Annotated in this window: 24 protein-coding genes; 6 read left to right on the top strand and 18 right to left on the bottom strand. The window is 42.1% G+C overall.

The window, feature by feature from the left end; genetic code table 11:
- Positions 1 to 11: 11 nt before the first annotated feature.
- The 15 genes from nuoF to ABD772_RS10920 form a co-directional block, all read right to left on the bottom strand.
- A complete protein-coding gene (gene nuoF / locus ABD772_RS10990) occupies positions 12 to 1,385 on the bottom strand; it encodes an NADH-quinone oxidoreductase subunit NuoF (protein WP_345103999.1) in 1,374 nt (457 codons plus the stop codon).
- A gap of 4 nt (positions 1,386 to 1,389) precedes the next feature.
- On the bottom strand, positions 1,390 to 1,584 hold the full coding sequence (locus ABD772_RS10985; protein WP_345103996.1) for a hypothetical protein: 195 nt from the start codon (positions 1,582 to 1,584) through the stop codon (positions 1,390 to 1,392).
- Positions 1,585 to 1,783: 199 nt separating this feature from the next.
- Positions 1,784 to 2,305, bottom strand: coding sequence for an NADH-quinone oxidoreductase subunit NuoE family protein (locus ABD772_RS10980; protein ID WP_345103993.1), 522 nt, complete (start codon positions 2,303 to 2,305; stop codon positions 1,784 to 1,786).
- Positions 2,298 to 3,509 carry an NADH-quinone oxidoreductase subunit D gene (locus ABD772_RS10975; protein ID WP_345103990.1) on the bottom strand — a complete coding sequence of 404 codons (1,212 nt, stop codon included), beginning with the start codon at positions 3,507 to 3,509 and terminating at the stop codon, positions 2,298 to 2,300. Before ABD772_RS10975 ends, ABD772_RS10980 begins: the two co-directional genes overlap by 8 nt.
- A 3-nt stretch (positions 3,510 to 3,512) precedes the next feature.
- The gene (locus ABD772_RS10970; protein ID WP_345103987.1) at positions 3,513 to 4,016 is read right to left on the bottom strand and encodes an NADH-quinone oxidoreductase subunit C; all 504 of its coding nucleotides are present in this window, start codon (positions 4,014 to 4,016) and stop codon (positions 3,513 to 3,515) included.
- On the bottom strand, positions 4,017 to 4,559 hold the full coding sequence (locus ABD772_RS10965; RefSeq protein ID WP_345103984.1) for an NADH-quinone oxidoreductase subunit B: 543 nt from the start codon (positions 4,557 to 4,559) through the stop codon (positions 4,017 to 4,019).
- Positions 4,560 to 4,772: 213 nt separating this feature from the next.
- Positions 4,773 to 5,144 carry an NADH-quinone oxidoreductase subunit A gene (locus tag ABD772_RS10960; protein ID WP_345103981.1) on the bottom strand — a complete coding sequence of 124 codons (372 nt, stop codon included), beginning with the start codon at positions 5,142 to 5,144 and terminating at the stop codon, positions 4,773 to 4,775.
- A gap of 66 nt (positions 5,145 to 5,210) precedes the next feature.
- Positions 5,211 to 6,971 carry a tetratricopeptide repeat protein gene (locus tag ABD772_RS10955; protein WP_345103978.1) on the bottom strand — a complete coding sequence of 587 codons (1,761 nt, stop codon included), beginning with the start codon at positions 6,969 to 6,971 and terminating at the stop codon, positions 5,211 to 5,213.
- A gap of 29 nt (positions 6,972 to 7,000) precedes the next feature.
- A complete protein-coding gene (locus tag ABD772_RS10950) occupies positions 7,001 to 7,921 on the bottom strand; it encodes a PstS family phosphate ABC transporter substrate-binding protein (protein WP_345103975.1) in 921 nt (306 codons plus the stop codon).
- 223 nt (positions 7,922 to 8,144) lie between these two features.
- Positions 8,145 to 8,966 (bottom strand): energy transducer TonB, encoded by an 822-nt coding sequence (locus tag ABD772_RS10945; RefSeq protein ID WP_345103972.1) that lies wholly within the window; start codon positions 8,964 to 8,966, stop codon positions 8,145 to 8,147.
- A 29-nt stretch (positions 8,967 to 8,995) separates the two neighbouring features.
- Positions 8,996 to 9,535: an ExbD/TolR family protein gene (locus ABD772_RS10940; protein ID WP_345103969.1), complete on the bottom strand. Its 540-nt coding sequence runs from the start codon at positions 9,533 to 9,535 to the stop codon at positions 8,996 to 8,998.
- 6 nt (positions 9,536 to 9,541) lie between these two features.
- Positions 9,542 to 10,156, bottom strand: coding sequence for an ExbD/TolR family protein (locus ABD772_RS10935; RefSeq protein WP_345103967.1), 615 nt, complete (start codon positions 10,154 to 10,156; stop codon positions 9,542 to 9,544).
- Between the two features lie 84 nt (positions 10,157 to 10,240).
- A complete protein-coding gene (locus ABD772_RS10930; RefSeq protein WP_345103964.1) occupies positions 10,241 to 11,071 on the bottom strand; it encodes a MotA/TolQ/ExbB proton channel family protein in 831 nt (276 codons plus the stop codon).
- Between the two features lie 670 nt (positions 11,072 to 11,741).
- Positions 11,742 to 12,083: a translation initiation factor gene (locus ABD772_RS10925; protein WP_345103961.1), complete on the bottom strand. Its 342-nt coding sequence runs from the start codon at positions 12,081 to 12,083 to the stop codon at positions 11,742 to 11,744.
- Positions 12,084 to 12,094: 11 nt separating this feature from the next.
- The gene (locus ABD772_RS10920) at positions 12,095 to 12,979 is read right to left on the bottom strand and encodes a diacylglycerol/lipid kinase family protein (protein ID WP_345103958.1); all 885 of its coding nucleotides are present in this window, start codon (positions 12,977 to 12,979) and stop codon (positions 12,095 to 12,097) included.
- A 205-nt stretch (positions 12,980 to 13,184) separates the two neighbouring features.
- Between ABD772_RS10920 and metK the strand changes: the two genes are divergently transcribed.
- The 5 genes from metK to ABD772_RS10895 all read left to right on the top strand — a co-directional run bounded on the left by metK (position 13,185) and on the right by ABD772_RS10895 (position 17,300).
- A complete protein-coding gene (gene metK, locus ABD772_RS10915; RefSeq protein ID WP_345103955.1) occupies positions 13,185 to 14,435 on the top strand; it encodes a methionine adenosyltransferase in 1,251 nt (416 codons plus the stop codon).
- Between the two features lie 87 nt (positions 14,436 to 14,522).
- Entirely contained in the window at positions 14,523 to 15,044 is a 522-nt protein-coding gene (locus tag ABD772_RS10910; RefSeq protein ID WP_345103952.1) for a DUF3347 domain-containing protein, read from the top strand.
- An 8-nt stretch (positions 15,045 to 15,052) separates the two neighbouring features.
- Complete coding sequence (locus ABD772_RS10905; protein ID WP_345103949.1) at positions 15,053 to 15,619, top strand: NUDIX domain-containing protein; 567 nt, start codon at positions 15,053 to 15,055, stop codon at positions 15,617 to 15,619.
- A 44-nt stretch (positions 15,620 to 15,663) separates the two neighbouring features.
- Positions 15,664 to 16,398 (top strand): lysophospholipid acyltransferase family protein, encoded by a 735-nt coding sequence (locus ABD772_RS10900; RefSeq protein WP_345103947.1) that lies wholly within the window; start codon positions 15,664 to 15,666, stop codon positions 16,396 to 16,398.
- A 26-nt stretch (positions 16,399 to 16,424) separates the two neighbouring features.
- Complete coding sequence (locus ABD772_RS10895) at positions 16,425 to 17,300, top strand: TraB/GumN family protein (RefSeq protein ID WP_345103945.1); 876 nt, start codon at positions 16,425 to 16,427, stop codon at positions 17,298 to 17,300.
- A gap of 525 nt (positions 17,301 to 17,825) precedes the next feature.
- On the opposite strand, the gene ABD772_RS10890 is transcribed toward ABD772_RS10895, so the two are convergent.
- Both ABD772_RS10890 and ABD772_RS10885 read right to left on the bottom strand, forming a co-directional pair.
- Positions 17,826 to 18,566: a LytR/AlgR family response regulator transcription factor gene (locus tag ABD772_RS10890; protein WP_345103942.1), complete on the bottom strand. Its 741-nt coding sequence runs from the start codon at positions 18,564 to 18,566 to the stop codon at positions 17,826 to 17,828.
- Positions 18,567 to 18,568: 2 nt separating this feature from the next.
- Positions 18,569 to 19,504 carry a sensor histidine kinase gene (locus tag ABD772_RS10885; protein WP_345103939.1) on the bottom strand — a complete coding sequence of 312 codons (936 nt, stop codon included), beginning with the start codon at positions 19,502 to 19,504 and terminating at the stop codon, positions 18,569 to 18,571.
- A gap of 293 nt (positions 19,505 to 19,797) precedes the next feature.
- On the opposite strand from ABD772_RS10885, the gene ABD772_RS10880 reads away from it, so the two are divergent.
- Positions 19,798 to 20,010: a hypothetical protein gene (locus ABD772_RS10880; RefSeq protein WP_345103936.1), complete on the top strand. Its 213-nt coding sequence runs from the start codon at positions 19,798 to 19,800 to the stop codon at positions 20,008 to 20,010.
- 70 nt (positions 20,011 to 20,080) lie between these two features.
- On the opposite strand, the gene ABD772_RS10875 is transcribed toward ABD772_RS10880, so the two are convergent.
- Complete coding sequence (locus ABD772_RS10875) at positions 20,081 to 21,457, bottom strand: M20/M25/M40 family metallo-hydrolase (protein ID WP_345103933.1); 1,377 nt, start codon at positions 21,455 to 21,457, stop codon at positions 20,081 to 20,083.
- Between the last annotated feature and the right edge of the window lie 115 nt (positions 21,458 to 21,572).

Genomic DNA, 21,572 nt, shown 5'->3' with positions numbered 1-21,572 from the left:
AATCGAGTTTTTTAAGCCGCCGGTTCTGCTTTCGGCTCAAGCTTTGGCAATGGATCAGCATAATGAGCGATCCCATAATTTCTGCTTACCGCCTCACCTGCATGCGATACATGCCACTCAAACTCATCGCGGAAGTGGCGTATTGCGCTGGCTACCGGCCAGGCTGCTGCATCTCCCAGCGGGCAAATGGTATTGCCTTCAATCTTTTTAGATACATCAACCAGCAGGTCCATATCGCTCATGCTGCCGTGCCCATGCTCTAAGCGGTGCAACACTTTTTCCATCCAGCCGGTACCCTCACGGCAAGGCGAACATTGTCCGCAACTTTCGTGGTGGTAAAAACGGGCGAAGTTCCAGGTGTTTCTTACGATACACTGATCTTCGTCAAACGCAATAAAACCACCCGAACCCATCATCGAACCACTAACAAAACCACCGTCAGCGAGAGACTCATAGCTCATCAGGCGGCCTTCGCCATTAATAGTTTTCAGAAACAGGTTTGCCGGCAAGATCGGCACTGACGATCCACCTGCAACAACCGCTTTCAGGCGTTTGCCGTTAGCGATACCGCCACAATACTCGTCGCTGTATAAAAATTCTTCAACCGGCAGGCCAAGGTCAATCTCGTAAACACCCGGTTTAGCCAGGTTACCGCCAGCAGATATCAGTTTAGTACCGGTACTACGGCCGATACCTATTTTAGCATACTCCTCGCCCCCGTCATTTACAATAGGGACAACAGCTGCAATTGATTCAACATTGTTTACCACGGTAGGGCGGCCATACAAACCGGCAATAGCGGGGAATGGTGGTTTAATGCGCGGGTTACCGCGTTTACCTTCCAATGATTCTAACAGCGCAGTCTCTTCGCCGCAGATGTAAGCACCACCGCCCGGTTGTACATACAGCTCCAGATCATAACCACTGCCTAAAATATTTTTACCTAAGAAACCGTTTGCTTTTGCTTCGGCAATGGCCTTTTCAAGGATGCGGATCTGCGGCATCATTTCGCCGCGTACGTAAATGTATGAGGTATTGGCTCCTAAAGCGTAACTACTGGTAATCATACCCTCAATTAATAAGTGAGGGATATAGGTCATCAGGAAACGGTCTTTAAAAGTGCCCGGTTCAGACTCATCACCGTTGCAAACCAGGTAACGCGGAACGCCCTCGGGTTTAGCCAGGAAACTCCATTTCATACCGGTAGGGAAACCGGCGCCGCCACGGCCGCGCAAACCCGACTTCTTCACCTCTTCCACCACTTCATCGGGTGTCATTGTCTTTAAAGCTTTCTCAACCGATGCGTAACCGCCTTTCTGGCGATATACCTCAAAGGTGTTGATGCCGGGTACGTTAATATGTTCTAAAAGTAATTTGCGTCCCATGTTATTAATATATTTTTCCGGTTGCTTTATAATAGTTAACGTGCTGCCAAACGCGTGTGCCTAAAGCTAAAATCGCAATCAGTATTTTATAAATGATATTAACTCCCGGAAAAGGGTTCAGATGGCCCGGAAGTAGCAATAGCACAATTAGTACTGTATACAGTACGTCCCTTATGATCATCATTGTTTTAGCGCTCATTCGCTTTAAAAATACCTTCCGGTTTCGTTATAATAGTTAATGTGTCTTACTGCACAACTGGCAAATGCTATAACAAGCAAGGGTACCAGTATAATTCCGTACTCGTTTAATCCGCCGGTTAACATTGTCAGGATAAAGCCCAATGCAAATAATGAATCTCCAAGTATCAAATTTGCATTATCCATCGCCTGGTACATTGTTATCCTTTGGCTTTAAGGTCTGTGATCAATTGATCAACCGACTCGTTAGTTAATTTTTCGTAAAAAGTATATTCCGGCCCTATTTGTAAAACCGGGCCAAAACCGCAGGCAGCCAGGCACTCAACACCCCGCCAGCTAAATAAACCGTCAGCAGTAACCTCGCCCTCTTTAACACCCAGTTTTTGCTCCAGGTGATCCATGATCTTTTCGGCTCCTACAAGGCAGCAAGGGCCTGTGCGACACACCTCCAAAACATATTTGCCTTGCGGGCGCAAAAAGTACATGGTATAAAATGAGGCTACCTCATAAACTTCAATAGGCTGAATTTTAAGGTACCCGGCTACTTTATCCATCGCCGGGGCGCTTGTCCAGCCATACTCGGCTTGTACTAAGTGCAAAATTGGCAACAATGCCGACTTTTGTTTTCCGGCCGGATAACGACTTACAATCTCGTCGAACTTAGCTGTCAGTTCGGCTGAAAACTCAACCGGTGTTAAATCGGTATCTTCAACTCTAAGCATCTAATTCTCCGGCTATAATATTTAAACTACTCATGTTAATTATCGCGTCAGACAGTAACATGCCCCTACTCATTGGGGCATACATCTGGTAATTAATAAAACTTGGCCTGCGGAAGTGCAAACGGTATGGCGCACGGCCACCATCATTAACCAAGTAAAAGCCCAACTCGCCATTAGCACCTTCAACCGAGTGATATACTTCGGTGGCAGGTGTAGGTATTTCGCCCATCACAATTTTAAAGTGATAGATCAGCGCTTCCATATTATTATATACTTCTTCTTTCGGAGGCAAATAAAATTCAGGAACGTCAGCATGGAAAATATCGCTTGGTTCTTTTTCCAGCTTAGCTAAAGCCTGTTCGATAAGGCGTAAACTTTGCCACATCTCTTCATTACGTACCAGGAAACGGCTGTATACATCGCCATTCTCACCCACGGGCACTTCGAAGTCAAAATCTTCGTAAGACGAGTATGGGTTCATCGCCCTAACATCATAATCAACACCGGCAGCACGCAACAACGGGCCACTCCAGCTATAGTTCAACGCATCTTCGGCAGTAACCGGAGCTACACCTTTAGTACGGTCGACAAATATGCGGTTACGGTTAAACAGTGATTCAAATTCTTTCAGCGTTTTAGGGAACTCTACCAAAAACTTGCGCAGTTTGTCGAATGCTTTGGCATTAAAGTTACGCTCAAAACCGCCTATACGGCCAATATTGGTTGTAAGGCGTGAGCCGCAAACCTCTTCGTAAATTTCATAGATCGCTTCGCGATACTCCATCATGTACAAAAAGCCTGTAAACGCGCCGGTATCTACACCCAATACGCCGTTACAAACTATGTGGTCCGAAATACGAGCCAGCTCCATTACAATAACGCGAAGATAGTCTACGCGCTTAGGAGTAGTAATACCCAATAGCTTTTCAACCGTCATGTGCCAACCCATGTTATTAATTGGCGATGAGCAGTAATTTAAGCGGTCTGTTAATGGAGTGATTTGATAAAATGGCCGGTGTTCGGCTATCTTTTCAAAAGCACGGTGAATGTATCCGATGGTTGATACGCCACTAACAATTCTTTCACCATCTAACTGCAGTACGTTTTGAAATACCCCATGCGTAGCCGGGTGGGTTGGACCCAGGTTAAGCGTCGAGTTTTCGTTCTGCGGATCGTTATCTGTGTATACCGGATGGTTTTGCATCTCTTATCTTCCGAAAAAGTAATCTTTTTTATCAACACGATTTGGGTCTTCCAGCGGGAACTCTTTCCGCATCGGGAAGGCTGTCATGTCGTCAACATTCAATATTCTGCGCAGATCCGGGTGGCCGTCAAATATCACCCCAAAAAGGTCATAAGTTTCGCGTTCCATCCAGTTGGCGCCTTGCCATAAGGCAGTAGCAGTAGGTATATGGCAATCAACAGCATCAATAAACACTTTAATGCGTATGCGCACATTGTTTACCAAACTGTGTAAATGGTATAGTACACCAATAGCTTTCTCCTGTTCAGGGTAGTGTATGGCGGTAATGTCTGTTAAATAAATGAATTGAAGTATCGGGTCGTTTTTCAGATAGCTTAACAAATCAATAATACCATCTGTTCTGGTTTCTATAGTCAGCAAGCCAAAAGGCTCGCCTGTTACCGTAATTTGTCCTTCAAATTTACTATTGATGCTATTTAAAAGCTCTTGGTTAGTGATCTTACCCATTTACTGAATTCCGTATGAAGCTAATAGTTTTTGATACTCAGGGGTATTTCTCCTGCGTAATGATTCGGTTTTAACCAATTCCTGTATGTGCATAAAGCCATCAATAATACCTTCAGGGCGCGGTGGGCAACCGGGCACATAAACGTCAACCGGGATGATCTCATCAATACCCTGCAATACAGAATAAGTATCAAATATACCGCCGCTTGACGCACAAGCACCAACAGCCATAACCCAACGCGGCTCTGCCATCTGCAAATATACTTGACGAAGTACCGGGGCCATTTTTTTGGCAATGGTACCCATAACCATTAAAAGGTCGGCCTGACGAGGCGAAAAGCTTAGACGCTCTGCACCAAATCTCGACAAGTCATAGTGTGAAGACATGGTAGCCATGAATTCTATACCGCAGCATGAAGTTGCAAAAGGCAATGGCCATAAAGAATTTGCGCGGGCCAGACCTACCGCCTGATCCAGCGAAGTAGCGAAAAATCCTGCTCCCTCCACACCGGCCGGAGCATTAACTATTTGAATATCACTCATGAATCAACTACTACAAATACCTATCCAAAACGCGAATAGAAAGTGCAAATTTATGATAAAAAACCTTGTATTTAACACATTAAAACCAGCTGCAGATATATTTAGAACAATTCTAAACAAAACGCTCAAATTATTGTATAAATTACAAAACCAAGCAGCATTTTGACAGATGTATAGACATCTTTCTTCTGAAAATTAGTCAGAAGTGGCAGGCTAATCCCAGTTTAAAGCTCCTTTTTTGATGACGTAGATAAAGCCCGCCAGCAGCGTAGCCATGAAGATAAACATCTCAATCATTCCGCTTGAGCCAAGCTCTTTAAAGTTTACAGCCCACGGGTACATAAAGATCACCTCGACATCAAACAAAACAAACAGTATAGCTACCAGAAAATATTTGATGGAGATAGGTGTACGGGCATTACCGATAACTTCGATGCCCGATTCAAATGGCGTCAGCTTATCTTTAGTTACGCGTTTAGGACCAATTTTGTGGGTAACAAACATTGTAGTAACCACAAAACCTATAGCTACAATCATTTGAAAAATAATCGGCAAATAATTTACCGGTAAACTTTGTACTTCCATGGGTGCAAATATACAAATGGACTGTAAATAAAAAAGGCTCCGTTTGGAGCCTTTTTTATTTTAATATTATTTTTTACCTGCCTTCTGTGGCTTTGCCGTGTTATCTGTTTTTGCAGGGGCATTCTTATTATCGAAATAGAACTTAGCATATGAGTTATCAGGATTATACTCTTTTGCTTTGGTAAAATATTCTTCAGCTTTAGCGTCATCTTTATCATGATACTCAGCATAGTTACCTAAGTATGCATAAGCATTAGCCAATGCTCTCTTATCAGCAGCGGTTAACTCTGTTTTTGCACCAACTACCTGAATGATCTTTTCATAACGAGGTTTGGCTATCCCTTTAAGGTCGCTATAAAGGGTGTCTTTATAATCAGCAATATAAGCTCGTGTCGTTAAAGCTTGCGTTACCGGATTAGTGGTTAAACGTTCATATTGCGATAATAAGGTATCAGCCTTCACTAATAAGCCTGAATCAGGCTTAACAGCGTGTGTTTTTCTGTAAGCCGAAGCCTGATCGCTAAAAGCAAAATAATATGAATAACCAGCATAAAAATGCTCATTTAATAATGGTTTGCCATGTATTCTATTTACAACTTCTTCATAAGCCTTACCAGCGTCAAGATACTTCGCTTTAGTAAAGAACATCTTGCCAAGATCATCAAAAATATCCTCGGCTTTAGTTGAATCTAGCTCTGCGGCCTTAGTTAAATTAGCAACAGCTTTTGCGGTATCTTTACCGGCAGCAAGTTGCAATTTACCTAAGTATTCATAATCGCGCGGCAATATGCGGTTAGGGGTAGCTTTAGAGAACCAATTATTCAAAGCTGTTAAACCCGCGTTATAATCTTTATTTTCATAAGCTGCATAACCCAAATAGCGGTACACTCGCGCGTTAACATTTGCGTCTCTTGACAATTTGGTTGCAACTTCCTGCAGCGTAGCATAATCGCCGGCATTAACCAGGAAGTCGGCATAACGTAGTAATGATTCAACCGACTCGTCGGTTAAGCTGATGTATTTTTTATAATTCTCAACCGCCTCTTTAATTTTAACCGATGCGACTTTAAGATCTGCCTGAGCTTCATCTTTTTGAGTTTCAGCCAGTTCGCGGTAAGCAGGGCCATAGTTAGCATCGATAGCTATAGCTGCGCGGAATTGCTTTTCAGATTCTTCGTAGTTATGCGCATAATGCCACAGCACACCGATTGCGACATTAGCAGCAGGCGATTTTGGGTCAAGCGCCAGAGCAGCCTGATAAGCATCGTAAGCAGCATTGCTATTTAACTGTGAGCGGTAAGCGTTACCTAAAGTAACTTGTACATCGGCATCTTTTTTGTCAATATCTTTTGCCTTAGTTAAAGCGTCAATAGCTGCATTTGCTTTTGCAGGCGGAAATTTGCCATCTTTTGCATCCAGCAAATAAGCTTTACCTATGTATAAATAAGGCTGGTCGTCCTTTCTGCCGGCAACCGAGATAGCCTGATTAAAGTTTGATGTAGCGCCCGCATTATCATTAGATGCCAGTGCAACAGCGCCTAAACCCACGTAGTTTAAGGCTGATTTTGGTTCAAGTGCTATCCCTTTAGTGAAAGTTGCTTTTGCAGAATCGGCATAATCTTGAATAAGGTATACCCATCCTAAATAAAAAAGGTTTTCATCGCTCTTTGGTTGTGTAACTGTCAGATTTTTCAGCATCCCCTTTGCCTTCTGGTATTGTTCGGCATCAATCGCTTTTTTGGCGTCGTCAAGACTTTGACCAAAAACTGCTGATCCGATAAATACCAGTCCTAATGCTGCATTAGCTATTTTACTGATCATTTTCATTGCTTAATTAATTTTTAGTTAGTATGTGTTTAAAAGTTTCGTTTAATAATAATTTCCCTTTGAGGCAGTGAGTCGGGCAATATGCCCGATCTTAAAATTATCCTTTGCCCACGCTCACTCAATATAAATTGACTGAAACCTGACGCGAGCCCCATTTTGCCCGTGCAGTTGACAAGGTACAAATTTCGTGCAAAGGGATATTGTTTTAGCGCCAAAGTTGTTTGTGATGGTTTAAAGTATTGGTTGGGAGCCTCTTTACTGTTTTCATCCCTTATGCCTACAATCTTCACCTTCCTTACCGCATCTGCATAATCATCATCCGGATCATTTAACCAGTCAAACCCGGTTATGCCGATGGCTTGCGGATGCTGGCTGATGTACTTTATAACCTCTTTATTATTTTTGACAGCAAAAACGTTCTTTAGTTTAAAGTCTTTATTTCCTGAAAAATCCTTTAAATACCTTACTAAGCTTGAGTTTGGATTATCAAACACGATATCTGTAGTGGTTTTTGCCTGGCCGCTAAGCATTTTTTTTACGTCGCTGACAGTCATCTGTGTGTCTGCCGATGCCTGGTTTACAATAAATGTAACCGCATCAATAGCAAAACGGTTAATTACCGGCGGTAGTGTGCGCTCGGTTAAAATCTTTTTTTCTTCAGGGTTCAGCTCGCGCGCTAAAATGGCAAACCTTACGCTGTCGTTTAACAAACGCCGTAAAACGGTGTTTTCTGTTTGATAAGAAATTTGGGGGCGCGCCTTTTCGTTGAATCGTTTAAAAATATAAACCTCCTCATCAACAATAGGCTGTGCTGATTCATCAGCGGCTATGTTTATAGTACCGGAATTAACGGTTTCTTCCTGCACTGCCGGGGCCGATTTTTGCTTGCAGCTTTGCAAGCAAACCAGTGCAGATAAGCACAAAATTAAAAACCCCGTGTGTTTATTCATCAATGTCTTCTTTTTTAAATAGCCTTATAAATCTGTAAACCCCATAAATTATAAGGAGTATGCCAAATATTGTCTTTTTAATGCCGTAATCGGGCAATATCTCATCCCAAAAAATTACGGTCAGACCGGCGGCTAAATAACAAATAAATGCAAAAACTCCAAAAATGAACAGAAATCGCCTTTGGAGCGATTTCTGTTTATTACGAGAATATGATGACATACTCTATTCGGTATCCAATGTAAAGTTGATTGGAACAGTGTAAGATACACGAACCGGGCGACCATTTTGGTAACCGGGCGACCATTTTGGTGAATTCTTCAATACGCGGATCGCTTCGTCCTTCATAGTTTGGCTTGGGCCACGTACTGCAACGATATCGGTTAATCTACCGTCTTTCTCAACTACGAAAGTACAGATAACTCTCCCGCTCACGCCATTCTCTCTGTCGACAGCAGGAAATTTCATGTGATCTCCCAGGTATTTAAGGAAGGCTTCCATACCGCCCGGGAAATCCGGTTGTCTTTCTACCTGAGTAAATATCTTGTTAGGATCTTCCTCAGTAACGGCTTTGGTGTCGCTGTTACCTACGGGCTCATCAATCCTGATATCGGCTGATGGGTCACCCTTTTGATCTTTCTGACCCGGATCTGATGTTTGCAGGTCCTTTTGGCTTGGTGGCTCCTCATGTACCTCGTTATCCGGTTTTACAATCGGAGGCGGGAATTTCACCTGATCCGTTTTTGGTTTTGGCGGTTCTGGTGGCGGCGGAGGAGGCAGTTTTTTCTGATCAACCGGAGGTGGCGTTAACACCACGTCGGTGATCTTTACTTTTACCGGAGCCTTAGGAATAAATCCTTTGATCTTATTGATAATTGTTGGTAACGAAATTACAAATATGAAAAATACAGCACCGATAATAAGAGCGCGAATAGTTCTGCCAGGGCTATTCTTTCTTAATTCATACGCACCGTAAGATTTGTTTCTGCCGCTAAAAACAACGTCGATCCACTCTGGATTTAATATGTCTAATTTAGATCTAAGCATTATTTGAAGCTTTAAATTTTAAATTACTGTTAATAAATGTTATCTCTTTTCAGAAGATCAATTTCAGGCTGAGATATCTCGACAATAGCACGTTGTTCATTACCAACAATATTCAACTCATCCATCATGGTAACCATGTCATAATAAGTAGATTTATCGCTTGGCTTGATCAATACGATCATCGGTTTGCCTGATTTTGCTAAAACCTCTTTGCCTTTATCCAGTAAAGATTCGCGTATGCCGGTTTTACCAAAACCGGTAACGGTTGGTGCCGTTAACGGGTTTGTAGGCATACCCATAAACCATTCTACCTTGTTGTTTGTACCCAACAATACAGTCATTGTGCGGGTTTCTGGTACAGGTAGCTGGTTATTATTTTTCTCATCTTTATCCGGCATGGTCAAATCCATTGCTTTGGGTTTTTGCAGCGTTGTGGTAAGGATAAAGAAAGTGATTAGCAAGAAGGCCAAATCCACCATTGCGGTTAAATCCACACGGGTCGATTTTTTCTTGGTTCTTACCTTACCACCGTCCTTTTTACCCCCACCGGAGGTATCTAATTCTGCCATGTTTCTTTATTTTGCCACCGTTCTTAACGATGTAATTAAACCAAATTTGTTAACTTCTTGCTTTTGCAAGGTTTTAATGATCTTCGCAATAGTAGGATACTCTTCTTTGGCGTCGCCTTTTATTGCAATTCTAAGCTCTTTGTTGTGAACCAGCTTATCAGCCTTACGAGCGTTTTTAATCCACCAGAAAAGCTCATTATTGTCGGTAGTATCTACAGGCACGCCGGTTGCCGGATATTTTGCTCTGTCTGCGCTGCTCATAGCCAGATATTGTTTCAAAAACTGGATTGAATATCCATAATTGTCAATGCTGGCAAATTGCTTGATCTCTTCTGGTGTGAAGCTGATCTTATACTGATCTGCCATACCTCTCAGCGTTTCCATACGTACGTCGGCACCCTCCACACTAAAAATCACCTTTCCCTGAGCAACTAACAGACTTGAAAAATCAGACTCAGGCAGAGCTTCTATAGTTGTAGATGCAGGGATGTCCGCATGTATCGGATCCTGAACTTTTGGTTTTGCAGATAATATGAAGAAGGTAAGCAGCAAAAAGGCAACGTCGCACATTGCCGTCATGTCAATTGCTGTACTCTTCCGTGGGACTTTTACTTTAGCCATAATCTTTGTTTAAATATAGTGTTAATGAAATAGTTAAATATCAGGCCCGGCCTTTACCGGGCCTGATTATACTAACACTAAAATTTATTTGTTTTTATGGGTTGCAGCAAATGTAGATACAATGCTGAAACCTGTTTCGTCGATAGCGTAAGTCAAGCCGTCAATTTTTGATGTAAATACGTTGTACATTACAATTGAGATAGCTGAAGTACCGATACCTAACGCGGTATTAACCAACGCTTCAGAGATAGCTGCTGATAATGCTGATGTATTTGCACCAGTGCCTGCTAACTCGTGGAACGCCTTGATCATACCGATTACCGTACCTAACAGACCGGTTAATGTACCGATAGATACCAGGGTAGCTATGATGGTTAAGTTTTGCTCCAACATTGGCATCTCTAAAGCGGTAGCCTCTTCGATGTCTTTTTGGATCGCTAATGTTTTTTGGTCAACGTCTAAAGTTGTTTCCAACTCCATTTCGCGGTATTTTTTCAAACCTGATTTGATAACGTTTGCTACTGAACCTTTTTGTTTGTCGCACTCTGCAGATGCTGCTTCAATGTTACCAGCGCTTAAAAAGCCTTGTACTTTTCTAACAAAAGCGTCGATGCTTGCAGTACCTGATGCTTTGCCGATAACGATAAAACGCTCGATAGAGAATACAATTACCATTAATACGTAACCCATTACCAATGGTACCAGGTAACCACCTCTGTGAATAATACCGAATACGTCAACTGGCTCACCATTTGTAACATCGCCACCTTTGTAATGGCTTTGGTCTGCCAATATAAACACGAAAATACAGATGGTAACTACAAGACAAAGAGGAATAGTTAAGGTAGCGAACAAGCTAGATGCACTTGAGCTTTCTTTCTTAACGGTAGTTGGTTTTGTTGGTGCGTTTGCCATTACTTTAAATTTTAGATTTTAGTTTTTGTTTATTTTTAGTTAGTTAATTATATGCATTTTTTTTAGCGGATAACAAAAATAGAATTTTACATAAATAAAAAAAGACTTTTGTTATTCTTTAACATTAATTTAATGTTGCCCTTTCTATACGCTTTAACGAAGCGTTAACCGGGGTAAAAACAATACTTGTTACAACAATTTTTTACAATAAAACTTATTATTTTTTTAATTAGCAAGCTACACACTGCAAAAGTTATGTAATTATACTGTTATAAACCTGTAATTATCCTGTTATAAATCTTACTCAATAAACTGTACTCAACAAACTGTTTTAATACCTTACAAAGGCTAATAGCTCTGTATTAATAAGATTGTCCAATAAAAACACTTTCCCTCCGCAGCGGCAACATCACTTATAACGTATACTTTTTAAATACATTATATGGGGTAAGTGTAATTGCTTAAATATTATTTATAATCGGTAACGCAATATTAGCACCTTTATGTACTAAAACAAGCAAATGGCCAAATATTTTTATTACTTCACAATATTAACTAAAAAATTAGTCAAAAAATCAAATTGAATGCTTTTTTCTATTTAACTAACAATCACCCGGTTACATATTATCATCCATGCTCTGATTTTGCGTAATAAAGTATATTATTAATATTATCCCCCGGCTTTTTTTACTTTGTAGCCTTCGGCTTGTAACAAGCCCATTATCTTGTCTCTGAAATCGCCTTGTATCAATATTTCGCCGTCTTTTATACTACCACCAACACCGCATTTGGTTTTAAGTTTTTTTCCAAGTATTTCAAGATCATCGGTTGTACCTGTAAATCCGCCGACAGCCGATACCATTTTACCTCCACCTCTACGGTCAAGATATATCTTTAGATTTTGCTGCTGCGGAGGCAATGTTTGCTTTACAGCTTCATTACTGCCCTTATATTGAAAATCAGGATCAGTTGAATACATGACGCCTGAAATATTTTTATTTTTCTTCGACATAAATAATCTCTTTAAGCCACGTTGTTAAAGCTGCCGCCCACCAGGATGTTTAATGATGCGGGCAAGATATCGACCTTAACCTCCGCCTCGGCAATTTCCGGCTCGCCATCCAGGTGTAATGGCCCTTTGGCTTTACGTTTTACCACTATATGTTTACCACAGATAATTTCAACAAAGCTCGATTTGTTTGCCGTTTTATTAAACATCCGGACAACCAGCTCCGGAAAACGGTATAACGGAAACGGCTTGATAATACAAACGTCAAGCAAACCATCCTGTACAGAGGCCTGCGGCGACACGTGTGCATTATTACCGTATTGCGACGAATTGGCAAAGCTTAACATAAAAGCCCGGCGCTCATAAACTTTTCCGTCAATTTCAATATGATAGTCCTGCGGTTTATATTTTACAATCTCTTGCAACGACGATTTTACATAGGTAATGAACCCCCGCGCCTTTTCGTGCGAAAAGACTTCACTGATGTGGGCATCAAACCCCATCCCTGCCATATTAAAGAACGGCTTACCGTTAGCCCGCGCAGAATCAATCATTGCTATATTGCCCGAATTAAGGTTTTTAATAGCCGCTTCGGTATCCATCGGTATCTGCAAAAAACGAGATAACCCGTTACCCGACCCGCATGGCACCACACCTAAAATGGTTTTACTGCCCACCAATGCCGATGCTATTTCGTTAATTGTACCGTCGCCGCCTACTGCAACTACCATATCGTATTCATTTATTGCGGCTGCAGCAACCTCATGCGCATGCGATACTCCGGTGGTAAATACTATTGTTGCATCCCCCTTAAAATGAGTTTTAACCAGTTCTGGCACCCCATCCTTCTTCTTCCCACCCGATATTGGGTTAATAATAAATAACGTCTTCCGTTTCAACAAAATATTTTTTTGGCGGTCAAAAGTAAATGTATTTTCGGCTTTGTAAAAATTGTTTTAATTTTGGCGCCGATAGTGGACTGATTTAGTCGTCTTGCCCAGTCAAGACCGGATTGCAACCACGTAAAAAAGTGCTAAACCCATCTTCTTTACAAAGTTCCCGTTAAGTCCTTCTTCTTTTTACTTTATTAATACATTTAAAAAAATGCCATACTTATTTACATCAGAGTCCGTATCAGAAGGACACCCGGACAAAGTAGCCGATCAGATCTCGGACGCGCTAATTGATAACTTTTTGGCTTTAGATCCTGAATCGAAAGTAGCCTGCGAAACTTTGGTTACTACCGGCCAGGTTGTGTTAGCTGGCGAGGTTAAATCAAAAGCTTATTTAGACGTTCAGAAAATTGCCCGCGACGTGATCAACAAAATTGGTTACACCAAAGGCGAATATATGTTTGACGGAAACTCCTGCGGTGTACTGTCAGCCATTCATGAGCAGTCGCCTGATATTAACCAGGGTGTTGACCGCCAGGCCAAAGAAGAGCAGGGCGCCGGCGATCAGGGCATGATGTTTGGCTACGCTACCAGTGAAACAGACAACTATATGCCATTGGCATTAGACCTGGCTCACGCTTTATTAATTGAGCTGGCTGCTATCCGTCGCGAAAATTCTGATATTAAATATCTGCGCCCCGATGCGAAATCGCAGGTAACGTTAGAGTATGATGACAATAATGTACCTACCCGTATTGATGCTGTCGTTATTTCAACCCAGCATGATGATTTTGGTGACGAAAAAGCGATGTTAGAAAAGATCAGCAAAGATATTATCGGTGTCCTGATCCCGCGGGTAAAGGCGAAATATCCAAAATACGTTCACTTGTTTAACAACGATATTAAATACCATATCAACCCAACCGGCAAATTCGTTATAGGCGGCCCGCATGGCGATACCGGCTTAACCGGCCGCAAGATCATTGTTGATACTTACGGTGGTAAAGGTGCACATGGTGGTGGCGCATTCTCTGGCAAAGACCCCTCAAAAGTTGACCGCTCTGCTGCTTATGCAACCCGCCACATTGCTAAAAACCTGGTTGCTGCCGGTGTTTGCAACGAAGTATTGGTACAAGTATCGTATGCTATTGGTGTTGCTCAACCTATGGGCATTTATGTAAACACCTATGGCACTGCTAAAGTTGGTTTAAGCGACGGAGAGATTGCTAAAAAGGTGGAAAGCATTTTTAACATGACCCCATATGCTATTGAAACCCGCTTTAAACTGCGTAACCCAATCTACAGTGAAACTGCTGCCTATGGCCACTTTGGTAAACCAAACACTACCGTAACTAAAACCTTCACTCACCACGACGGATCTGTAGTTACCAGAGAGGTTGAGTTGTTTACCTGGGAAAAACTGGACTATGTAGACAAAGTAAAAGCTGCTTTCGGATTATAACAATATTTTCTGATTTGATTTTTTTAACTTAGAGCGATAGACAAACTATCGCTCTTTTTTTGATACCACAGTCCCGGATTAGCGCGTATGAAATTATTAAAAACTGCTTTGGCCTTAACACTGATTACTTTAGTTTTTAACCCTGCCAACGCACAGCAACGCGGATTGAGCTTTGCACTGAAACTTGCTGTTAATGATTATCTGGATTTAAAGAATGCCTTATTGGCCAACAAGGTATCGCTGGCGCAAAACAAGGCAGGTAAGTTTGTTTTTGACTTAAATACAGTACCTGATAAAGACATGAACAGCCAGCAACATAGCGCGTGGTTCAATTATCTGAGCCGCCTGCAAAGTACCAGCCGTGCAATGGGCGAGACTACGTCTATTGAAGCGCAGCGCAAAGAGTTTTCCGCTTTATCAAACGCTATGTATAGCATGCTGAAAGATCTGAAACTGACACCATTTATGCTTTACAGACAATATAGCCAGGCTAAGGATGCTTACTGGCTAAGCAACAGCCGCCTGATAAAAAATCCTTATTTTGGCATTGCCGAAAAGCAAATGGTTAAAGAAGGTGTTACCCGCGAGGTGTTGTCACCTTCAAAATGATTTTATCGATGCAGCATCCCGAAGAAAATCCCTGGCAAATAACCGCCGAAAAAGAGGTTTATAATAATCCCTGGATCAACCTGACCGAATACCAGGTGATCAACCCGTCAGGCAACCCGGGCATTTATGGCAAGGTGCATTTTAAAAACCGGGCCATCGGTATTGTGCCGCTGGATGCTAACTTGAATACTTACCTGGTAGGGCAATACCGCTTTACCCTAAGCCAGTACAGCTGGGAGATACCCGAGGGTGGGGGGCCGTTGGATGAGGACCCGCTGGACGCTGCCAAACGCGAACTATTGGAAGAAACCGGCCTTACCGCTGCTAACTGGACGCAAATACAAACCATGCACCTAAGCAACTCAGTAACTGACGAATACTGTGTTATATATACCGCAACCGGTCTTGAACAACATGAAGCAGAACCCGAAGATACCGAGCAACTCACTATCAGAAAAATACCGTTTGACGACGTTTACAGTATGGTTTGTAATGGAGAGATTACCGACTCGGTAACGGTAGCAGCCCTTTTAAAGGTAAAACTGCTGTTATCAGAAAACCGTATAAACCTGTAATTACCAAAATATTCTTAATTTCGCCGCAATTTTTTTTGATTAGTATGAGAAAATTTTTAGGCTACATTTTATCGCCGATTGCCATTATTGCCTTTATGGTGGTACTGGTGATCTTTCAGCCTTTACAATGGTTAGCTTATAAATTGTTTGGTTACAGCGCGCACAAAAAAGTGGTCGACCTTTTAAACCTGTGCCTGTTTAGCACGGTATATTTGGTGGGCAATACGGTTACTTTTACCAATAAACAAAACCTTCCCGCAGGCCGCCCCATCATCTTTATGGCTAACCACCAGAGCTTGCTTGATATACCGCCGTTAATTTATTACCTGCGTAAATATCACGCCAAGTTTATATCTAAGATCGAGCTAACCAGGGGCATCCCCTCTATCTCATACAACTTAAAAGTGGGGGGCGGCGCTAATATCGACCGCAATGATCCGCGCCAGTCGCTTATGGAAATAGGCAAGCTGGGCACCCGGATGAAGGAGAAACGGTGGTCGGCAGTAATATTTCCCGAAGGCACCCGCTCAAAAACAGGCAAGGTAAAACCTTTTCAAGCGGGCGGTATCGCTATCATCTTAAAAAAATGTCCTGACGCGCTCATTGTCCCTATTGCTATTGATGGTTCATGGGAAATGATCAAATATGGCTTATATCCGCTTAACACTTTTACTAAAATGACCTGGCAAGTTCTGGAACCTATAGAGCCCGGCTTCGGTACAGTTGAAGAAATAGTTAAAGAAGCTGAGAATCGCATTAAAATTGCGCTTAACCAATAAAAGCTAAACTTAACCTAAACCACATTATGAAAAAAACCATTTTAGCCTTAGCATGCCTGCTATTGCTTACAAATACTTACGCTCAGAAAAATAACAGTTTGCTTTGGGAAATTAGCGGTAATGGCCTTAAAGCGCCGTCATACCTATTTGGCACTTATCATTTTGCGGGCAAAAAATTGGCGGATAGCTTATCGGGCATTAAAAAATATTTTGGTTCATGCAAAGCCATTGTGGGCGAGATACTGATGGATTCGGCCGCCATAACCGGTATGGCCGACCAGATGATGCTTAAGGATAGCCTTACTTTGCAAAAGCTATATACACCTGCCGAATATAAAACAATAGGTGATTACACGACAGCTACTACCGGAATGAATATTTCGACATTAAACCTTTTTAAACCTTCCGTTGTACAGCTATTGATATCGCAACATGATATGGTAAAAACGTTTGGCCCTGATAATCCACCTATCGATATGTATTTTCAACAAGAGGGCAAACGGCTAAATGACAAAGTACTTGCTTTTGAAACCATGCAAGAGCAAACCGAGCTGATATTTGGTGCGCCGATAGCCGAGCAAAAAAAGCAACTGCTGGATATGGCCGCGAAAAAAGAAAAATTTGCCGACGAAGGCCGAAAACTATACGCGCTCTACCTGCAACAAGATCTTGACGGAATAGAAAAAATGGTTAATGCCGCTATGGCAAAAAACAATGCATCGCCCGAGTTAGGCGATAAAATGCTAAAGAACAGAAACCTTAAATGGATAACCAAAGCCCCGGGAATTATGAACGAGCAACCTTCATTTATAGTAGTTGGAGCTGCACACCTGGTTGGACAATACGGGTTGATCAACCAGCTTAGGCTAAAGGGTTATACGGTTAAGCCGGTAAAGATATAGTTAAGAAAGTTATTAAGTAAGCCGGGCTTACCTTGCGGTTACATCCCTTATATGAGATTTTGCGTTGCGCATGACAGAAAAGGAGCATGTCATCTCGACGAGGAACGAGGAGAGATCTATACACAAGCAATTCCTAGCATATATAGATCTCTCCCTACGGTCGAGATGACATCGAAATAAAAATCATTGTATGCTCTTCAGAGTCCCGGATTTTAAAACTATCCATGACATAATAACCCATGTCATGCCTCTTTAAGAAGCCGCCGATTTAAAATTCAGAATGACAAATCAGGTGTTTCACCCTCAATTATCTAAAATACCGAGAAAAAAGCTTAAAACACTTGAAAACAGAAGGTTAGCAATTTTACCTAAAGTATTACTACTGTTTCAAAGTGTTTCACCGTATTTTCACAATAATCTAATTTACAGGAAGTTATCACATAAAAGTGTTTCAGGTGTTTCAAAGTGTTTCATTTTTAATGAAACAGATAGCCACTGGTAGACCCCCCTTTCAAATGTCCGGGTCTATACGTTCTTGCCGTCGATGATCTTAAAGAAATCGTCGCGATAGGTGTCCCCTACCGGGATGATCTTGTCGCCAATGCGGATGCGGCTGCGCTCTATGCTGTCGATCTTGTTGAGCGCCACAATGTACGACTTATGTACCCGCACAAAATGCTGCGACGGCAGCGTGTCTTCCATCTTCTTCATATTCTGCAGGGTGATGATACGTTCGGTGGAAGTGAAGATAGAGATATAGTCTTTCAGTCCCTCAATAAACAATATCTGGTGCAAGTACACCTTCTGTATCTTATGCTCGCTTTTCACAAAAATAAAATCGCTCATAAAATCATTCGGTGGCTGGTGGGTCTGCTGCACAAGATGGTCGGCAGACGCAGTAGCCTTTGAGGGATGAATGATAGTTTGTGCCTTCTGTGCCGCCTTAAAAAAACGGTCGAAGGCTATAGGTTTTAGCAGGTAATCAACTACGTCCAGCTCATAACCTTCCAACGCATATTGCGGGTAGGCCGTGGTCAGTATAACCTTGGTTTTACCGTTGGCAATGCGCAGAAACTGGATGCCGGTTAGTTCGGGCATTTGCACGTCCAGAAACACCAGGTCGATATTGCCATCCTGCACCATGGTCAGCGCCTCAATAGGATTGGTAGTTGATTTTACCAATTCCATAAAAGGCACTTTGGATATATAGTCCTCCAGTATATGCAGGGCCAAAGGCTCATCGTCGACTATAAGGCATCGTAACATGGCTATAAAACTAAGGATAATTCGCAAGTGTAGGTGTCATTTTCATCCCTGATGTCCAAATTATATTTCCCGGGATACAGCAAATCAAGCCTGCGCTTAACATTGGCCAAACCAATGCCACCTATTGAATCGCGGTTATGCGTGTGTTTTTTATTGCGGATATAAAACTGCAAATGCTGCTGGTTTACATTCACAAACATGGTAATGGGTAACATTGAATCATTGGCAATACCATGCTTAAAAGCATTCTCTATAAAAGCGATGAGCAGCAACGGTACAATTTTTTGGTCTGTTACCTCGCCATCAATTTTAAAATCAATAAAAGCCTTATTGCCAAAGCGGATCTTTTGCAGATCGATGTAGTTTTGCAGATATTGCAGCTCTTTAGTCAGATCAACCTTATTATCATTACATTCATAAAGCATATATCTCATTATCTCTGATAATTTGAGTATAGCATCCGGCGTATTCTCAGATCGCTGGTAAGCCAGCGAGTAAATACTATTTAACGAGTTAAACAAAAAGTGGGGATTGATCTGCGATTTCAAAAAAGCCAGCTCGGCAGTAAGGCGCTGGTTCTCCAGGTCGCGCTGTATACGCTCATTCAAGAACCAATCGACGGAAAACTTTAGCAGTATGCTCAGTAGTACAAATATGGTGCTGGTAAACAGCGTGCTTATAAAGAATGGAAGAAAGCTAAGCACACTTTTATTGCCGTTCATATCTTTATGTCTCAGCACCTCTTCTTTAAAAAGCAGCGCCACGCCATATTTATCGAACCCATAAATGACAATAGTAATTACAATGGCCAGTATATAAACGCTGTAACGCTTCTTATTTAAAAATTGAGGAATAAAGAACAGGTAGTTGAGATAAAAAAGGCTGATATTAATGATACCAAACAAGACAATGTTCACCATCATACTTTTTATTGGCATTACATTGCTGGTATTTATTATAAACAGAAAAAAGGATACAGTACATACCCAAATAAATACATGCCAGAAGATTTGCCAGCTTTTTTTCATCACATCAAAATTAATATTTTGAATTGCCGTGCTATATTATTTAGATAGAGTTGCTCGTTTCATCGATGAACTGGCGATAAACTTCGACGAACCGGCAACCTGGATAAACAGGCGTTCATCTATAATTTAGGGGGGTTGGTATAAATGTTTTTAGCAGGTTGTAAAAAAGGCATTCTTTTGTTGCATCAAAAAAATCAATCGCAATGAAAAAGCTGTTTACAAACACCAATCCATTTGTTCTGTTACTTGTTCCTGTAATGTTCGCATTTATTATGGGCATTAGCTATCAGTTTGAACAAAAGAAACATGAAGCCGAAGATGTGACTGTATCTGCAGTACATGCGACTTCATTGTTTGTAAAAGGCGTTCACCTGGTAAAAGCAGTTTGCTCAATCAGCAAACCTGACGTTTGGTAATACGAACATTTATCAATATATAATATATATCAAGTCCTGCTGATCAAGCCCTGCAGGACTTAATTTTCATTTACCTCACCGGCTTCGGATATATCGGCAAGCTTTCATGCCCCCCGGCATCTACCGACTGTACCGCGAAGAAATAGTTATCCTTCGAGTAATCCAGCGTAGTTTGGTTGCCGGTTACATAAATCTTCCTTTCCCACAGCGGGCTGGTTGTTTCGCGCATCAGGATATAGTACCCTACAGGCTTTTTGCCAATTTTAGGATCTTGCCATTGCAGTGTCGTATTATTGGTTAGTTGGGTTGTAGTTACGCCAACGTTGATTGGCGACGCTGGTGCCGATGCCAGATTGGCCAGCACCGATAAATTCATGCGGGCTACTTTTTGAATATAGTTGAAATCAGCAAACTCGGGCAAGTCGCCGTAAACGATGCCCTTTTCCGTACGGAGGTCTTGATGCTGATGGGTAAAGTCCTCATTCATTTCAGTTAAACGCACGGCCGTAAAGCCTTGCAACTGGAACGAGGTTTGGTCGCCGCCCCTTAAAAAACGGTCACGGCGATAAATCAGTTTTACATCCAGTTGGTCTACGTAGCGCTCGGCAGTTTCTTTTGTGTAACGAGCCAGCTGGCGCGAGGGACTATCGTTCTCTCCACCGTTACCAATCAGGCTACTGATAGCTGCCGCTACGCGACGTGTAGTATCGTTTCTTAATACAGCATCTATAGAGGGTATCCCCTCGCTGAACACACGCACATGAATATTATCTTTCAAATCATTATCCTGACCGTGAGTATTGCCTACAATGTCATTATTCAACATGGCATCAACATTCCAGTGTTCGTCTTTGGCGCGCTTAGCCACATGCGCCGAGCCATTCAGCCCCTGCTCCTCACCCGGTACAGCCATAAAAATTATTGTGGCCGGAAACGAGCGCTGAGCCATTACCCTGCATAGCTCCATAGATACAGCCGTACCAGAGGCATCATCAACCGCGCCGGGTTCAACAGCATTGGCATTCATTACATTAGTTACCCTCGAGTCGTAATGCCCTGAAACCATATATACGCGCGTATCACCAGGGTCAGTACCCTTCAGGATAGCCAGTACATTCTTCAAAACGGTAGGCTTATCATATCGTCCGCCTGCGGGTTGAGTAAAAGTATCAAATTCGACTTTCATCCTTCCGCCTGATGCTGCGGCATACCGTTCCATTTCGCTTTTTATCCAGTTGCGCGCCGCGCCTATGCCTTCAGTCCTGCTGGTGGTGTCGCTTAGCGTATTACGACTTTTAAAGCTTACCAATTTGCGAATGATCGTCTCAATGTTTTTTGAAGATACCTCGTCTGCCATTTGCTTAATGGCAGGGTCTTGTTTGATGGTTGTTTGCGCCATGGCAGGCACGGCGATGCATAGTACGAATAAGAGTTTGATGTGTTTCATTTTACTTTCTTAATTATAAAACGCGTGGCTTCATCCTGAGGCGCCCGAAGGATGAGGTCAAAGGCCAACACATCCTATGTATTCTTTTTGACAATTTCCGTCAATTTTCCTCAAT

This window comes from Mucilaginibacter panaciglaebae, assembly GCF_039539265.1.
Lineage (GTDB): Bacteria > Bacteroidota > Bacteroidia > Sphingobacteriales > Sphingobacteriaceae > Mucilaginibacter > Mucilaginibacter panaciglaebae.
This window is presented reverse-complemented; position numbering and strand designations above follow the sequence as displayed.

What these genes read in the sequence shown, in the direction of transcription:
- nuoF (WP_345103999.1), bottom strand. Translation starts at nt 1,385, where the DNA reads ATGGGACGCAAATTACTTTTAGAACATATTAACGTACCCGGCATCAAC.
- ABD772_RS10985 (WP_345103996.1), bottom strand. Translation starts at nt 1,584, where the DNA reads ATGAGCGCTAAAACAATGATGATCATAAGGGACGTACTGTATACAGTA.
- ABD772_RS10980 (WP_345103993.1), bottom strand. Translation starts at nt 2,305, where the DNA reads ATGCTTAGAGTTGAAGATACCGATTTAACACCGGTTGAGTTTTCAGCC.
- ABD772_RS10975 (WP_345103990.1), bottom strand. Translation starts at nt 3,509, where the DNA reads ATGCAAAACCATCCGGTATACACAGATAACGATCCGCAGAACGAAAAC.
- ABD772_RS10970 (WP_345103987.1), bottom strand. Translation starts at nt 4,016, where the DNA reads ATGGGTAAGATCACTAACCAAGAGCTTTTAAATAGCATCAATAGTAAA.
- ABD772_RS10965 (WP_345103984.1), bottom strand. Translation starts at nt 4,559, where the DNA reads ATGAGTGATATTCAAATAGTTAATGCTCCGGCCGGTGTGGAGGGAGCA.
- ABD772_RS10960 (WP_345103981.1), bottom strand. Translation starts at nt 5,144, where the DNA reads ATGGAAGTACAAAGTTTACCGGTAAATTATTTGCCGATTATTTTTCAA.
- ABD772_RS10955 (WP_345103978.1), bottom strand. Translation starts at nt 6,971, where the DNA reads ATGAAAATGATCAGTAAAATAGCTAATGCAGCATTAGGACTGGTATTT.
- ABD772_RS10950 (WP_345103975.1), bottom strand. Translation starts at nt 7,921, where the DNA reads ATGAATAAACACACGGGGTTTTTAATTTTGTGCTTATCTGCACTGGTT.
- ABD772_RS10945 (WP_345103972.1), bottom strand. Translation starts at nt 8,966, where the DNA reads ATGCTTAGATCTAAATTAGACATATTAAATCCAGAGTGGATCGACGTT.
- ABD772_RS10940 (WP_345103969.1), bottom strand. Translation starts at nt 9,535, where the DNA reads ATGGCAGAATTAGATACCTCCGGTGGGGGTAAAAAGGACGGTGGTAAG.
- ABD772_RS10935 (WP_345103967.1), bottom strand. Translation starts at nt 10,156, where the DNA reads ATGGCTAAAGTAAAAGTCCCACGGAAGAGTACAGCAATTGACATGACG.
- ABD772_RS10930 (WP_345103964.1), bottom strand. Translation starts at nt 11,071, where the DNA reads ATGGCAAACGCACCAACAAAACCAACTACCGTTAAGAAAGAAAGCTCA.
- ABD772_RS10925 (WP_345103961.1), bottom strand. Translation starts at nt 12,083, where the DNA reads ATGTCGAAGAAAAATAAAAATATTTCAGGCGTCATGTATTCAACTGAT.
- metK (WP_345103955.1), top strand. Translation starts at nt 13,185, where the DNA reads ATGCCATACTTATTTACATCAGAGTCCGTATCAGAAGGACACCCGGAC.
- ABD772_RS10910 (WP_345103952.1), top strand. Translation starts at nt 14,523, where the DNA reads ATGAAATTATTAAAAACTGCTTTGGCCTTAACACTGATTACTTTAGTT.
- ABD772_RS10905 (WP_345103949.1), top strand. Translation starts at nt 15,053, where the DNA reads ATGCAGCATCCCGAAGAAAATCCCTGGCAAATAACCGCCGAAAAAGAG.
- ABD772_RS10900 (WP_345103947.1), top strand. Translation starts at nt 15,664, where the DNA reads ATGAGAAAATTTTTAGGCTACATTTTATCGCCGATTGCCATTATTGCC.
- ABD772_RS10895 (WP_345103945.1), top strand. Translation starts at nt 16,425, where the DNA reads ATGAAAAAAACCATTTTAGCCTTAGCATGCCTGCTATTGCTTACAAAT.
- ABD772_RS10890 (WP_345103942.1), bottom strand. Translation starts at nt 18,566, where the DNA reads ATGTTACGATGCCTTATAGTCGACGATGAGCCTTTGGCCCTGCATATA.
- ABD772_RS10885 (WP_345103939.1), bottom strand. Translation starts at nt 19,504, where the DNA reads ATGCCAATAAAAAGTATGATGGTGAACATTGTCTTGTTTGGTATCATT.
- ABD772_RS10880 (WP_345103936.1), top strand. Translation starts at nt 19,798, where the DNA reads ATGAAAAAGCTGTTTACAAACACCAATCCATTTGTTCTGTTACTTGTT.
- ABD772_RS10875 (WP_345103933.1), bottom strand. Translation starts at nt 21,457, where the DNA reads ATGAAACACATCAAACTCTTATTCGTACTATGCATCGCCGTGCCTGCC.